At 73.2% G+C, this 14,136-nt stretch carries 15 protein-coding genes; 9 read left to right on the top strand and 6 right to left on the bottom strand.

Annotated elements, in window-relative coordinates:
• The first annotated feature begins 3 nt into the window (after positions 1-3).
• Positions 4-465 (top strand): transcription elongation factor GreA, encoded by a 462-nt coding sequence (gene greA, locus ACPCJR_RS07170; protein ID WP_391516796.1) that lies wholly within the window; start codon positions 4-6, stop codon positions 463-465.
• Between the two features lie 128 nt (positions 466-593).
• Here the strand turns inward: greA and ACPCJR_RS07165 are convergent, their stop codons facing one another.
• The 5 genes from ACPCJR_RS07165 to ACPCJR_RS07145 form a co-directional block, all read right to left on the bottom strand.
• Positions 594-1,538, bottom strand: coding sequence for a ribose-phosphate pyrophosphokinase (locus ACPCJR_RS07165; RefSeq protein WP_110352219.1), 945 nt, complete (start codon positions 1,536-1,538; stop codon positions 594-596).
• A 151-nt stretch (positions 1,539-1,689) separates the two neighbouring features.
• Entirely contained in the window at positions 1,690-1,917 is a 228-nt protein-coding gene (locus tag ACPCJR_RS07160; RefSeq protein ID WP_391511378.1) for a DUF4170 domain-containing protein, read from the bottom strand.
• Between the two features lie 175 nt (positions 1,918-2,092).
• Positions 2,093-3,667: an exodeoxyribonuclease VII large subunit gene (xseA, locus tag ACPCJR_RS07155; RefSeq protein ID WP_391511379.1), complete on the bottom strand. Its 1,575-nt coding sequence runs from the start codon at positions 3,665-3,667 to the stop codon at positions 2,093-2,095.
• Positions 3,668-3,857: 190 nt separating this feature from the next.
• Entirely contained in the window at positions 3,858-3,992 is a 135-nt protein-coding gene (locus ACPCJR_RS07150; RefSeq protein WP_391511380.1) for a hypothetical protein, read from the bottom strand.
• Positions 3,993-4,168: 176 nt separating this feature from the next.
• Positions 4,169-4,906, bottom strand: a complete 738-nt coding sequence (locus ACPCJR_RS07145) for a hypothetical protein (protein ID WP_391511381.1) — start codon at positions 4,904-4,906, stop codon at positions 4,169-4,171.
• 95 nt (positions 4,907-5,001) lie between these two features.
• On the opposite strand from ACPCJR_RS07145, the gene purD reads away from it, so the two are divergent.
• The 3 genes from purD to ACPCJR_RS07130 all read left to right on the top strand — a co-directional run bounded on the left by purD (position 5,002) and on the right by ACPCJR_RS07130 (position 7,563).
• On the top strand, positions 5,002-6,294 hold the full coding sequence (gene purD, locus ACPCJR_RS07140) for a phosphoribosylamine--glycine ligase (RefSeq protein ID WP_391511382.1): 1,293 nt from the start codon (positions 5,002-5,004) through the stop codon (positions 6,292-6,294).
• Positions 6,294-6,737, top strand: coding sequence for a nucleoside deaminase (locus ACPCJR_RS07135; protein ID WP_391511383.1), 444 nt, complete (start codon positions 6,294-6,296; stop codon positions 6,735-6,737). Before purD ends, ACPCJR_RS07135 begins: the two co-directional genes overlap by 1 nt.
• Positions 6,738-6,861: 124 nt before the next feature.
• On the top strand, positions 6,862-7,563 hold the full coding sequence (locus ACPCJR_RS07130; protein WP_391511384.1) for an SDR family NAD(P)-dependent oxidoreductase: 702 nt from the start codon (positions 6,862-6,864) through the stop codon (positions 7,561-7,563).
• Positions 7,564-7,567: 4 nt separating this feature from the next.
• Here the strand turns inward: ACPCJR_RS07130 and ACPCJR_RS07125 are convergent, their stop codons facing one another.
• Positions 7,568-8,485, bottom strand: a complete 918-nt coding sequence (locus ACPCJR_RS07125) for an alpha/beta fold hydrolase (protein WP_391511385.1) — start codon at positions 8,483-8,485, stop codon at positions 7,568-7,570.
• 259 nt (positions 8,486-8,744) lie between these two features.
• Here ACPCJR_RS07125 and ACPCJR_RS07120 point away from each other — a divergent pair, with 259 nt between their 5' ends.
• The 5 genes from ACPCJR_RS07120 to rsmD all read left to right on the top strand — a co-directional run bounded on the left by ACPCJR_RS07120 (position 8,745) and on the right by rsmD (position 14,084).
• Positions 8,745-10,841 (top strand): putative bifunctional diguanylate cyclase/phosphodiesterase, encoded by a 2,097-nt coding sequence (locus ACPCJR_RS07120; RefSeq protein WP_391511386.1) that lies wholly within the window; start codon positions 8,745-8,747, stop codon positions 10,839-10,841.
• Positions 10,842-10,961: 120 nt separating this feature from the next.
• Positions 10,962-11,165 carry a CsbD family protein gene (locus tag ACPCJR_RS07115; protein ID WP_110352210.1) on the top strand — a complete coding sequence of 68 codons (204 nt, stop codon included), beginning with the start codon at positions 10,962-10,964 and terminating at the stop codon, positions 11,163-11,165.
• 192 nt (positions 11,166-11,357) lie between these two features.
• Positions 11,358-11,534, top strand: a complete 177-nt coding sequence (locus ACPCJR_RS07110; protein ID WP_110352209.1) for a DUF1328 domain-containing protein — start codon at positions 11,358-11,360, stop codon at positions 11,532-11,534.
• Positions 11,535-11,623: 89 nt separating this feature from the next.
• A complete protein-coding gene (locus ACPCJR_RS07105) occupies positions 11,624-13,519 on the top strand; it encodes a pseudouridine synthase (protein ID WP_391511387.1) in 1,896 nt (631 codons plus the stop codon).
• Positions 13,520-13,529: 10 nt separating this feature from the next.
• Complete coding sequence (gene rsmD, locus ACPCJR_RS07100; RefSeq protein WP_391511388.1) at positions 13,530-14,084, top strand: 16S rRNA (guanine(966)-N(2))-methyltransferase RsmD; 555 nt, start codon at positions 13,530-13,532, stop codon at positions 14,082-14,084.
• Positions 14,085-14,136 lie beyond the last annotated feature (52 nt).

Here is a 14,136-nt window from a genome sequence, read left to right as displayed (position 1 = left end):
CTCATGAGCAGAGCATTCGTCCGCGAACCCGAGGGTGGTGAGGCCTTCGAAGACCTTCCCGACCGCCCCATCTCGTCCCAGCCCAACTTCGTGACGCCGGAGGGGCTCGCGCAGATCGAGGCCGAGGTGGCGCGGCTGGAGCGCGAGCTGGCTGGGGTCTCGCCCGAGGACAAGGCCGACCACACCCGCCTGTCGCGCGACCTGCGCTACTGGAGCGCGCGGAAGAACTCGGCCCAGCTCGTGGAAGCGGTCGCGGGCGACACGGTGCATTTCGGCTCGACCGTGACGGTGCTGCGCGAGGACGACACGCGCCAGACCTTCCGCATCGTCGGCGAGGACGAGGCCGACCCGCATGCCGGATCGATCTCCTACGTGGCGCCGCTCGCCCGGGCGCTCACCGGCAAGAGCGTCGGCGACACCGTGACGGTGAACGAGCACGAGTTCGAGATCGCGGAAATCCGCTGACGCAGCGCGTCAGAGGTTTCGAAAGGACGAGTCCTTTCGCGGGTCCAGGGCGGAGCCCTGGAGGGATGCCTGGGTTCCACCCCGAGGCCCCGCCGAAGGGATGATCTCTTCGGAAACCTGCGACCGGTTCAGGTGAACAGGCTCGACACGCTCGATTCCGTCGCCGTGCGCCCGATCGCCTCGCCGAGCAGCGGCGCGATCGAGATCACGCGGATGTTGCGGGCGAGCTTCACGGCTTGGGTCGGGAGGATGGAGTCGGTGATGACCAGCTCCTTCATCCGCGAGGCGGCGATGCGCGAGACCGCGCCGCCCGAGAGCACCCCGTGGGTGATGTAGGCGGAGACTTCTTTGGCGCCCGCGTTGAGCAGGGCTTCGGCCGCGTTCACCAGGGTGCCACCGGAATCGACGATGTCGTCCACGAGGATGCAGGACTGACCCTCGACGTCGCCGATGATGTTCATCACTTCCGACTCGCCTGCCCGCTCGCGGCGCTTGTCGACGATGGCCAGCGACGCGTCGATGCGCTTGGCGAGCGCCCGGGCGCGCACCACGCCGCCCACGTCCGGCGAGACCACCATGCGCTCGCCCGGCGCCAAGCGCTCCTTGATGTCGCGCACCATCACGGGCGCGGCGAAGAGGTTGTCGGTGGGGATGTCGAAGAAGCCCTGGATCTGCCCGGCATGCAGGTCCAGCGTCAGCACCCGGTCCGCGCCGGCCTCGGTGATGAGGTTGCAGACGAGCTTGGCCGAGATCGGCGTCCGGCCCGAGGTGCGCCGGTCCTGCCGGGCGTAGCCGAAATAGGGAATCACCGCCGTGATGCGCCGCGCCGACGACCGACGCGCCGCGTCGATCATGATCAGCAGCTCCATCAGGTGATCGTTGGCCGGGAACGAGGTCGACTGGACGATGAAGACGTCCTCGCCGCGCACGTTTTCCTGCAGCTCGACGAAGATTTCCATGTCGGCGAAGCGCCGGACCATGCAACTCGCGAGCGGCAGTTCGAGGTAGGCGGCAATCGATTCCGCGAGCGGGCGGCTGGCATTGCCAGCGATGATCTTGATGGACGACGTCATGCCGGGCGTCTCTCGGCTCTTTTCTCAGTCACTCGCGGGACGCACGCGAAACATCACGTCCGAGACCGCACACGCATCCGGCCGCGCGGCTCATACCAGCGGGGGAAGGCCGTCACAATGGTTTCATCGGACGAGCCCTGCCGCGGATGGCTCACGGTTCGAGCAGGCGGTGGAGATGGACGATGAAGTAGCGGGTCTGGGCGCTGTCGACGGTGGCCTGCGCCTTGGAGCGCCACGCGGTCTGGGCCGAGGCGTAGTCGGGGAAGATGCCGACGACGTCGAGATCCTTGATGTCCCGGAAGCGCACGCCGGACACGTCCTCCAGCTCGCCGCCGAACACGAGGTGGAGCTTCTGGTCCGAATCGATCGTCGTGGTCACGCGCCTCTCCTGCGGATGAAAGGGCCGGCCTGTCGCCCCCACAGGCACGAGCCGTGCCGCTCGGTCGCAGAGGTAACGGGGCCGGTCAAGCCGCCCTGGCGCAGGGAGGGGGTGATGCGGGGGCGGGGCCGACCAGGCTCCACCGACCGGACTTCACCGACCGGGCTTGGCCCGATCAGAACAACGAACCCTGGCGCGCGGCGGGCTCGGGCGCCGTCTTCTTCTTGGGCGCCGTCTCCTTGGGCTTCGGTGCGGCCTCGGGTGCGGCCCGGCGGGGGGCGCGCTTCGGGCGCGGCGGCGAGGGCGGGGCGTCGGCCAGGGCGGCGGCCGGCGCGTCCTCGGGGCGCGCGAAGACCGCGCCGTCGGAGAACTGCAACTGGAGCCGGGCGGATTGGGCGGCGGCGGCGGCCGAGCGCACCGGCTGGCCGTCGGCGTCGCGCACGAGGGCGTAGCCGCGGGCGAGCACGGCCTTGTAGCTCAGCGCCCCGAGCAACCCGGTGAGCGCCCCGAGCCGGTCGCGGCGGCGCTCGACCGCGCGGGCCATGGCGGTGCGCGGGCGGTGGTCGATCGCGGCGAGGCGCGCGCGCGCCTCGGCCAGGGCGATGGCCGGCGAGCGCCGGGTGAGCCGGTCGGCGATCCGGCTCAGGCGCTCGCGGGAATCGCGGGCATTGGCAGCGAGCGCCGGGCGCAGGCGCGCGTCGGCGAGGTCGAGGCGCTGGCGCTTGGCGGCGAGGAAGGCGTCGGCGCCGGGGATCGCCCGCACCAGCGCGCGGAAATCCGAGCGCTCGCGCTCGATCCGCCGCAGCATCGTGCCCGCCTGCCGGGCGCCCAGATCGTGGACCTGGGCGGCGAGTTCGGCCCGCACCGGCACCGCCATCTCGGCCGCACCCGTGGGCGTGGGGGCGCGGCGGTCGGAGGCGAAGTCGATCAGCGTGGTATCGGTCTCGTGGCCGACCGCCGAGATCAGCGGGATCTCGGACTCGGCGGCGGCGCGCACCACTGCCTCCTCGTTGAAGGCCCAGAGATCCTCGATCGAGCCGCCGCCGCGGGCGACGATCAGCACGTCCGGCCGCGGGATCGGGCCGCCGGGGGTGAGCGCGTTGAAGCCCCGGATCGCGGCGGCGATCTCGTCCGCCGCCCCCTCCCCCTGCACCCGCACCGGCCAGACCAGCACGGGGCGGGGAAAACGGTCCTCCAGCCGGTGGAGGATGTCGCGGATCACCGCGCCGGTCGGCGAGGTGACGACGCCGATCACCCGCGGCAGGAACGGGATCGGCCGTTTGCGCTCCGCCGCGAACAGCCCCTCGGCCGCGAGCTGGCGCTTGCGCTCCTCCAGCAGCGCCATCCAGGCGCCGATGCCGGCGGGCTCCATCGAGTCGATCACGATCTGGTAGGAGGATTTCCCGGCAAACGTCGTGATCTTGCCGGTGGCGACGACCTCCAGCCCCTCCTTGGGCCGCTGGCGCAGGCGCCCGAGCACGCCCTTCCAGACCACGGCATCGATCTTGGCCGAGCCGTCCTTGAGCGAGAAATAGGCGTGGCCCGAGCCGTGCGGCCCGCGATAGCCCGAGATCTCGCCGCGCAGGCGCACATGCCCGAAGGCGTCTTCCAGGGTGCGCTTGAGGGCGGCTGCCAGATCGCCGACCGACCATTCGGGCGCGTTGGCCTGGAGCAGCGCCGAGGGCGCCGGCTCCCCCAGCGGCGGAGGCGGCGGCACGGCGGACGGGCGCGGCGGGGGCACGAGCGGCATGGGGCCGGACGCTACGGGAAAGGCCCGGAGCGGGTAAAGGGCACCGCGGGCATCGGCTGGGGAAGAGGCCGGGAGTGTGGCGCCGATGCCGAGAGCCCCGGCCGGCGCAGGGGCGAACCCTTACGGCAACCGCGCGCAGAAGGGCGCCGGATACGGCCGGCGATGACGGGCGGCGCGAGAACGCCGGCGATCAGATCAGACGCGTGAGGATCAGCGCCGCCATCACCGCTGGTGCGGCTGCCGCGACGGCCCAGGGCCAGACGGGGATGAGGCGGGAGCGGCGGTTGTCGTTGGCCGGCCGCGGGCCGGGGCGGCGGCGGACCACGTAATTCGACAGTCGTACGCCCGTTTGCTCGCGCTGCGGGCGAGGGGAGAAGGCGATCGAGTGGCGACAGATCGGCATGGCAGACGACAACAGGCGAGCCCGGCCAACCGTTCCGCCCCGGAGCCGGCAAGAAACGCAATTTCACGCACGCCGCCGCGCGGGCGGAGACGATTCTCTCACCACAGCGAGAATTCGGTGGCGAAATCGGTCGTCCGCATCGGGCATTTCGGCGCGGGGCAGGGCTCGGCCGGGACGGCGGCGAGCACCCCGTCCGCCCCCGCCTCGAAGCGCAGGCGCACCGGCGGATCGTCCTCCTTGGCGTAGGCGAGCCGCACCTCGAAGCGCACGGCATCGTAGGCCTTGCGGTCGGCGTAGACGATCACGTCGCGGGAGACGGATTCGCCCGGATTGAGGTCGGAGGGCTCGCTCGGAAGCGGCGTCGCCCCGGAGAACAGCAGGCCCTGGCGCAGGATCGGCGTCCCGCCGCTCTCCCGGGTGTAGTCGCGGGCGACATCGAGGCTCGCCGTGCCGGTGAGCGCGGCGCGGAAGGCCGCCTCCCCCTCTGCGGCCCGCGCCGCCTCGTCCGCGCCGGGCTCGGCGAAGCGGGTGCGGATGCCGATCGCGGTGTAGGTGAGCCCGAGCACGCGCACCCCCGCCTGGCCGACATTGGTGCGCGTCACCGTCGAGCGGATCGCCACCCGGTCGCCCCGCTCGCCGACCCGGGCGAGGTCGGTCTTCACCGAGACCGAGGGTGGGGCGAGCCCCGGCTTGATCCGCGCCTCGTAGACGAAGGTGTAGACGCCCCAGGCCCCTGCCCCGAGGATCGCCAGCGTCTGTACCAGGGTGTTGGCGCCCTCCAGGCCGAGGCGGCGCCGCTTCTCCGGCGGCTTGTCCGATGGCGTCTGCGGGCTCATGCTGGCGCTTCTCCCGGTCCGATTCCGGCCGAAGCGGGCCGGCCGATGCGAAACACCCTTTTCCCGGCCGGCGTTTTTTGGGAAGGGGTCGCGTCATGACCGAGCCCCTTTCCATCCTGCTCATCGGCTCCGGCGGGCGCGAGCACGCGCTGGCCTGGGCCATCGCGAAGTCGCCGCTCTGCGGCAGGCTCTTCATCGCGCCGGGCAATCCCGGCACGGCGCAGCACGGCGAGAACCGGCCGGAGCTGCCGGTCTCCGACCACGCGGCCGTCGTCGCCTTCTGCCGGGCGGAGACCATCGGCCTCGTGGTGGTGGGGCCGGAGGCGCCGCTGGTGGCGGGCCTCGTCGACGATCTCACGGCAGCCGGCATCCCGGCCTTCGGCCCGACGCGGGCCGCGGCGCAGCTCGAAGGATCGAAGGGCTTCACCAAGGATCTGTGTGCCGAGCACGACATCCCCACCGCTGCCTTCGCCCGCTTCACGGCGCTCGAGCCGGCGCTGGCCTATCTGCGCGAGCGGGCTGCGCCGATCGTGGTCAAGGCCGACGGGCTCGCCGCCGGCAAGGGCGTGACGGTGGCCGAGAGCCTGCCCGAGGCCGAGGCCGCGGTGCGGGCGATCCTCGACGGGAGCGAGGGCGGCGCCCTCGTCATCGAGGAATGCCTGTTCGGCGAGGAGGCGAGCTTCTTCGCGCTCTGCGACGGCACCCGGGCGATCCCGATCGGCACGGCGCAGGACCACAAGCGCGTCCATGACGGCGACCGCGGACCCAACACGGGCGGCATGGGCGCCTACTCGCCCGCCTCCATCGTCACGCCGGAGATCGCGGCAGAGGTGATGACCCGCATCATCGCGCCGACGCTGAAGGGCATGGCGGCCCGCGGCACGCCGTTCGCCGGCATCCTCTATGCCGGGCTGATGCTGACGGCGGAGGGGCCGAAGCTCATCGAGTACAACACCCGCTTCGGCGATCCCGAGGCGCAGGTGCTGATGCCGCGCCTGACCGGCGACCTCGTGCCGGCGCTGCTGGCGGCGGCCCGGGGCGACCTCTCCGGCGTCGCCATCGGCTTCGATGATGCCCGCGCGGCGCTCGCCGTGGTGATGGCGGCGCAGGGCTATCCCGGCCCGGTCACCCGCGGCAGCGAGATCCGCGGCACCGAGAGCGCCGGGGACGATACGGTCGTCGTCTTCCACGCCGGCACCCGCCGGGAGGGCGCGCGCCTGCTCGCCGATGGCGGCCGGGTGCTCGCCGTCACCGCCCTGGGGGCGAGCGTGCGGGAGGCGCAGGAGCGCGCCTACGCGGCGGTCGCGCGGATCGACTGGCCGGACGGCTTTTTCCGCAGCGACATCGGCAGCCGCGAGGTCGCCCGGGAGGCGGCTTCGGGCGATTGATGGCCGACCCGTTCGACCTCGCCTTCGCCGCCGCCCGTGAGGCCGCGGCGCTCGGCGAGGTGCCGGTCGGCGCGGTGGTGATGCGCGACCGCGCGGTTCTGGGCGTGGCCGGCAACCGGCCTCGCGCCCTGCACGATCCCACGGCCCATGCCGAGATCCTGGCGATCCGCGAAGCCTGCGCCCGGCTCGGCGACGAGCGGCTGACCGACTGCGACCTCTACGTGACGCTGGAGCCCTGCCCGATGTGCGCGGGCGCGATCTCCTTCGCCCGCATCCGGCGGCTGTACTACGCGGCCTCCGACCCCAAGGGCGGCGGGGTCGAGCATGGCCCCCGCGTGTTCAACCAGCCGACCTGCCACCACGCGCCGGAGGTCTATTCGGGCTTTCGCGAGCGCGAGGCGGCGGGGCTGCTGCGGGAATTCTTCGCGCAGCGGCGGGGCTGAGCCGCCGGCCTCCCCTCCCCGCGCAGGCGAAATCCCCGCGCAGGCGACGATCGACCGGCCGAACCGCGGCCCCGCCCGGCGCGTTCGGACCTGATCCCCCGACATTCCGACGGAGCCCCGCCCCATGGTCCCGACCTACCAGCGCGCCCTGATCGTCGGCGCCGGCCCGGGCCTGAGCGCCGCCCTGGCGCGGCTGTTCGCGGCGGAGGGGCTCCGGGTCGGGCTCGCCGCGCGCCACACCGACAAGCTCGCCGACCTCGCCCGGGAGACGGGTGCGGCCCTGCATGCCTGCGACGCCACCGATCCGAGCGCGGTCGAGGCCCTGTTCCCCCGGCTCGAGCCGGCGCTCGGGGGCTCGCCCGACGTCGTGATCTACAATGCCAGCGGCCGGTTGCGCGGCGCCACCGTCGATCTCGACCCCGAGGCGGTGGCCCGCTCGCTCGCGGTCTCGGCCTATGGCGGCTTCCTCGTGGCCCAGGCCGCGGCGCGCCGCATGCTCCCCCACCGCCACGGGGCGATCCTGTTCACCGGCGCCTCGGCCAGCGTGAAGGGGTTTGCGGGCTCGGCCCCCTTCGCCATGGGCAAATTCGCCCTGCGGGGCCTTGCCCAGAGCCTCGCCCGCGAGCTGCAGCCGCAGGGCATCCATGTGGCCCACATCGTCATCGACGGCGCCATCCGCTCCGCCGCCCGGCCCGACCCGGAGGGGCGCCCCGACGCCAGCCTCGACCCGGACGCCATCGCGCAAAGCTACCTCGCCCTCCTGCGCCAGGACCGCAGCGCCTGGAGCGACGAGATCGCCCTGCGGCCCTGGGTGGAGACGTTCTGACCGGTCACGCCCCCAGAAACGCCCGCAGCGCCTGAAGCGTGGCCTCCGGCGCCTCCTCGGCCATGAAGTGGCCGGAGGGGATCGAGACGCCGTCCGCCCGCGGTGCGAAGGTCCGGCGCCAGACCGCGAGCGCGGGCTCCGGCTTGTCCCGATCGAGGTAATGCGTGCTCGCGAGCACCTGCACCGGCATGTCCAGGGTGCGCCCCGCGGCGAGGTCTTCGCGGTCGGCGGCGCGGTCGGGCCCGTCGGGGCCCCCGGCCCGGTAATCCTTGCAGAAGGCGTGGATGCGCTCGGGCACGTTCCAGGCCTGGCGGTAGAGCGTCAGCGCGCGCGGGTCGAAGGGAGAGAGGTCGCCCGCGGCGTTCCAGCCGCGCAGCAACCCCTCGAAATAGGCGTCCGGGTCGCGGCCGATCACGCGCTCCGGCTCCGGGGCCGGGCCGGCCAGGAAGGGCCAGTGCGGGTTGGCGCCGGGCTTGGCCTCGATGCGCGTCCACTGCACCTGCGTCGGCACGATGTCGAGGATGGCGAGGCGCTCGACCCGGCCGGGCGCGTCGAGCGCCAGGCGGTAGCCGACGCGGGCGCCGCGGTCGTGTCCGGCGAGCGCGAAGCGGACATGGCCGAGCCGCTCCATCACCGCAACGATCTCCGCCCCGACCTGCCGCTTGGCGTAGGCGTTCCCGCCGCTCCCGGAATCCGGGGCGGCCGACCAGCCGTAGCCCTTCAGGTCGAGGGCGATCACCCGGTGCGTTTCGGCCAGCGTCGGGGCCAGCCGGTGCCACATCGCGTGGCTCTGCGGGAAACCGTGCAGGAGGAGAAGCGGCGGGCCCTCCGCCGGGCCCCCCGCCCGGCCGAACCAGCGGCCCGCCGGCCCCTCGATCCAGAGCGGCTCGAAGCCCGGAAACAGGTCGTCGCCCTCGGCCATCCCCTCGCCTCCCCGACATGTCGCCCGGTCTGTCGCTGCACGATGCTGCCCCGGCCGGTCGCCGGAGGCAACGGCTCGGGCCGGCGATGGCTCCGGGCCGGCTTCGCGGGGAGCGCTGCCGAGCTTCGACCAAGGTGGGCTTGGGCCTTTGTCTTGTGGCGATCACGAGTGATCGAAAGACGATCATGCTGCTCAAGTCGTGAGCAGGAAGAAATATTTACAATTCCGCGTAAGGTTGGGTCGAGCCTGCGGTGACGACATGCCCTTGAACGACCTCGAAGACTTTGCACGCATCGCGTTCGACTGGCTCTGGGCCACCGACGCCGAGGACCGCTTCAGCTATCTCTCCGTCGGCGCCGAGCGATTGCTGGGCCGCGAGCCGGAGGAGATGATCGGCTTTCCGCGCGCGGCCTTCGCCTGCGCGGAGGATGCCGACAACCTCGCCGCCTACCGCGAGGCCCTGGCCGCGCGCCGCCCGTTCCGGGACATGACCTACGTCTACCGTCACCCCGACGGCGCGCCGCGCTGGTTCGCGATCAGCGGCCGGCCGCATGTCTCGCCCGAGGGCGAGTTCCTGGGCTATCGCGGCTTCGGCAGCGATGTCAGCGAGCAGCACCGTACCCGCCTCGCCCTCGTCGCGGCCCATGCCCGGCTCAGCGAGCAGAACCGGCTCTTCGACGCGGCCCTGGAGAACATGAGCCAGGGCCTGTGCCTGTTCGATGCGGAGCAGCGGCTGCTGGTGTGGAACCGGCGCTACCGGGAGATCTTCGATCTGCCGGAAGACGCGCTTCGCGTCGGCATGAGCCAGCGGGACGTGATCGCCTCGCTGGTGTCGCTCAAGCGCTACAAGCCCGGGGCGACGGTCGATTCGGTGAGCGAGAGCACCCGCACCTCGCTCACCGCCGACGGGCCAAAGGCCGTGCTGCGCGAACTGGCCGACGGGCGCGTCGTCGCCGTGATGCACCGCCCGATGGAGGGCGGCGGCTGGGTCTCGACCTTCGAGGACATCACCGAGCGGCGGCGCACCGAGGCGCAGATCGTCCACATGGCCCGCCACGACGGGCTGACCGATCTGCCCAACCGCACCTGCCTGCGGGAGATCGGCACGGAGCTGATCGAGATGCTGCCCGCGAGCGGCGAGGCCTGCCTCGCCGTGCTCTGCCTCGATCTCGACCGCTTCAAGCCGATCAACGACAGCTTCGGCCACGCGGTGGGCGACAGCCTGCTGCGGGCGGTGGCCGACCGGCTGCGCACGCATGTGCGCGGGCGCGACGTGGTGGCCCGGCTGGGCGGCGACGAGTTCGCGGTGCTCTACCGCGTCGAGGACGCCGCCGGCGCCGCGGCCCTGGCGCAGCGCCTGATCGGCGTCATCAGCGCGCCCTATCGCCTCGACGGGCTGACCGTGGAGATCGGCATGAGCGTCGGCATCGCGCTGGCCGCGGCCGGGGCCGGCGAGATCGAGCGCCTGCTCAAGGAGGCCGACATGGCCCTCTACGAGGCGAAGGCGGACGGGCGCGGCACGTTCCGCCTGTTCGAGCCGCAGATGGACGAGACCGCGCGCGAGCGGCTCGGGCTCGAGCGCGAGCTGCGCGAGGCGCTGGCCCAGGACCGCTTCGAGCTGCATTACCAGCCCCTCGTCGATCTCTCCGCCAACCGCATCACGGGCCTGGAGGCGCTGGTGCGCTGGCGCCATCCCGAGCGCGGCCTCGTGAGCCCGGCGGTGTTCATCCCGCTGGCCGAGGAGACCGGGCTGATCGTGCCCTTGGGCGAGTGGGTGCTGGGGCAGGCCTGCCGCGACGCCGCCGACTGGCCGGCCGACATCAGCGTCGCCGTCAACGTCTCGCCGCTGCAGCTGCGCCACCGGGGCTTTGCCCAGAGCGTGCTGACCGCGCTCGCGGTCAGCGGCCTCAAGGCGACCCGGCTGGAACTGGAGATCACCGAGAGCGTGCTGCTCGAGGACACCGAGGCGAACCTGGAGACGCTCCACAGCCTGCGCCGGCTCGGGGTGCGCATCTCCATGGACGATTTCGGCACGGGCTACTCCTCGATCAGCTACCTGCGCCGCTTCCCCTTCGACAAGATCAAGATCGACCGCTCCTTCGTGCGCGATTGCGCCGCCCAGTCGGAGGCCGGGGCGATCATCCGCGCCGTCGTGAGCCTCGGGGCGAGCCTCGGCATCACGACGCTGGTCGAAGGCGTCGAGACCGAGCCGCAGCTCGCCGCCGTCCGGGCCGAGGGCGCGCGGGAGGTGCAGGGATTCCTGTTCAGTCCGCCCCGGCCCGCCCACGAGATCGCCGCGATGCTCGAGGCCGACGCGCGGGACGGCGAGGCGCCGCGACGGACCTTGGCGGCCTGAGCCTCCCGCCCCCTGCTCTCCGGGGCCGGAATGTTAAAGGGCGGAACATGCGGCCCGAGGCGACCGTTGCTCTCTCAGCCCCCGCCTTCGAGCGGGCATCACGGAACGGGAGAGAACGCCATGTCCAGCACGACCGACAAGGTGAAGGGCCTCGCCAACGAGGCGGCCGGCAACGTCAAGCAGGGCCTCGGCAAGGCGACCGACAACGAGAAGATGCAGGCCGAGGGCAAGGCCCAGGAGCTCAAGGGCGAGGGCCAGCAGGTGAAGGGCGACGTCAAGAAGACGGCGGGCGATGCCGCCGATGCGGTCAAGGGCAAGGTCTGAGGCACGGTCTGACACGAGCGGTCCGAGGCCCGGGGTCCGACCCCTCGGCTCGGAACGCTTTGCGGGCGGCAGCAATTTTCAGCGCTGTCGAGGGGAACGATCCGGGAGCTTGGCAATTTTCAAAGCCAGACAAGCTTTCGGACGGACCGCAAGCTTCGAGACATCGTTCGAAATGGACGTCAGGAGGTTACCATGATCGGTTGGGCTATCACCTTTCTCGTCGTCGCTCTGGTCGCCGCGCTGCTCGGCTTCGGCGGCATCGCCGGCACCGCGATGGAAGCGGCCAAGATCGTCTTCTTCGTCGCCATCGCGCTGTTCCTGATCTCGGCGGTGATGGGCGCGGTGCGCGGGCGCTCCCCGCGGTTGTGACGACCTGAACCGCGCGGTTCGATGAAAGGGCGGCCCCGGCGGGCCGCCTTTTCCTTTTGTGCGACCCGTTGCTCTGATAAGGGGCGCGGATGACCGACATTCCAGATCCTTCCCCGGCCGTGCCCGCGGACCAACCCGCCGCGCCCGAGGGCGAGCGCATCGCCAAGGCGATCGCCCGCGCCGGCATCGCCTCCCGCCGCGACGCCGAGGCGATGATCGAGGCCGGACGCGTCACCCTCAACGGCAAGGTCCTGACCTCGCCGGCGATCAACGTCACCGATGCCGATCGCATCACGGTGGACGACGAGCCCCTGCCCGCCCGCGAGCGGACCCGGCTGTGGCTGTTGCACAAGCCGCGGGGCGTCGTCACCACCGCCCGCGACCCGGAGGGCCGCCCGACGGTCTTCGACGGCCTGCCCGACGAGCTGCCGCGGGTCGTCGCCATCGGCCGGCTCGACATCAACACCGAAGGGCTGCTGCTCCTCACCAACGACGGCGGGCTGGCCAAGGTCATCGCCCATCCCGATACCGGCTGGCTGCGCCGCTACCGGGTGCGCGCCTTCGGCGACGTGACCCAGCCGGATCTCGACAAGCTCAAGAAGGGCCTGACCGTCGACGGCATGGAGTACGGCCCGATCGAGGCCACCCTCGACCGGGCGCAGGGCGACAACGTCTGGCTGACGCTCGGCCTGCGCGAGGGCAAGAACCGCGAGGTCAAGCGCATCCTGGAGCATCTCGGCCTCTCGGTGAACCGGCTGATCCGGCTCTCGTTCGGCCCGTTCCAGCTCGGCGACCTCGAAGTCGGCCTCGTCGAGGAGATCCGCACCAAGGTGCTGAAGGAGCAGCTCGGAAAGAACCTCGCCGAGCAGGCAGGCGTCGATTTCGAGAGCCCGGTGCGCGAGACCATCGCTCCCTTCGGCAGCCCGAAGAAGGCCGCCCGCGCCGCGCAGCCCGCTTCTTCCGAGGGCGCGGCTCGTGGCCGCGCGGGTGCCGCCCGCCCCGCCCCGGCGGGCCGCCCGCCCCGCGATCCGGCCCGGCCCGCCGCCCCGGCGCGTGCCTCGGCGCGCCCGGCGCAGCGGGCGCCCTCCCCGACCGTGTGGCGCGCCGACGAGGAGACGCGGCCGCGCGCCTCCAAGGTGCCGCGCCGGGGCCTCGACCCCAAGACCGCCCGCGCGGCGGCGGCCGAGCGCGGCCGCGAGCGCGTCGGCGCGATCCAGGCCGCCGGCGAGCGCCGGGTGCTGGTGGAGCGGCTCCAGCCCACGCCGGAGACCCCGGCCGCCGAGCCGCATCGCCGCGTCCGCTTCCGCAAGGAAGAGGAGCGGCCGGAGGGCCGCGAGAGGCCGCGCGAGAGCCGGCCCCGCGAGGACCGCCAGGGTCGGGACGAGTTCCGCCGCGCCGCGCCCTCGGGCGACGCCCGTCCCCGCCGCCGCGAGGCCGGGGACGCCGCGCCTGCCGAGCGGCGTGGGCCGCCCCGCGAGCGTCCGTCCTCGTTCGAGGGACGTCCGCCGCGCGAGCGCAGCGAGGGCCGGCCCCCGTACGACCGCGGCGAGGGAGCGCCCCGCCGTGAGCGCCCGGACGAGGGGCGCGCGCCCGAGCGGCGCGGTCCGCCCCGCGACCGGCCCCGTACCGCCGAGGGCGAGCGTCCGGCCCGTCCCCCGCGGGGCGCCGAGGGTGATCGCCCCGGCTTCCGCAAGGGTCCGGGCAAAGGACCGGGAGCCGGTCCGGGCAAGGAGTTTGGCGCCAAGCCCGGCTTCAAGGGCGGTGCCCGCGACGGGGCCCGGGGTGATTTCAAGGGCGGTCCGAAGGGGGGCGCCCGAGGCGACTTCAAGCCCGGCGGCGGCGGCCGGCCCGGCGGGCGCCCGGGTGGCGGCGCGGGCCGTCCCGGCGGCAAGCCCGGCGGTGCTCCCGGCGGTCGCCCCGGCGGCGGCAAGCCGGGCCCCCGCGGAGGCGGCCGCCCGAGCCGTCCGCCGCGCGGCGAGGCCTGAGGCCTGACGCGTGCGGATCGTCGGCGGCGAATGGCGCGGGCGCAGGCTGGCCGGACCGAAGGCGGAGGGCATCCGCCCCACCTCCGACCGCCTGCGCGAGGCCCTGTTCAACGTGCTCGCCCACGCCTACGACGACGCGGTCGAGGACGCGGTGGTTCTCGACCTGTTCGCGGGCACCGGGGCGCTGGGCTTCGAGGCGCTCTCCCGCGGCGCGGCGCGCGCGCTCTTCGTGGACGAGGGGCGCCAGGCCGGCACGCTGATCCGCGATGGGATCGCCGCCCTCGGCTGCGAGGCCCGCGCCCGGCTCATCCCCCGCGACGCGACCCGGCTCGGGCCCGCCCTGGACGCGCCCGCGACGCTGGCCTTCTGCGATCCGCCCTACGGCAAGAATCTCGCGCCGACGGCGCTCGCGGCCGCCGCCGGGGGGGGCTGGCTCAGCCCCGGCGCGCTGGTCCTCGTCGAGGAGGCCGCCGGGGCCGGCCCGGTCCTGCCGCCCGGTTTCGCGGAGCTGGAGCGGCGCAGCTACGGCGAGACGGCGGTGACGTTCGGACGGTTCGCGGGCTGATCCCTTCGCCAGTGTCGTGAGGTCGCCCTATCTCGCTCGGGTCTCGCCCGTC

Origin of the sequence: Methylobacterium sp. NPDC097929 (assembly GCF_049543375.1) — a bacterium.
Taxonomy (GTDB): Bacteria; Pseudomonadota; Alphaproteobacteria; order Rhizobiales; family Beijerinckiaceae; genus Methylobacterium.
Note: the sequence above shows the minus strand (reverse complement) of the source record. Positions and strands in the feature narration are given on the sequence as shown.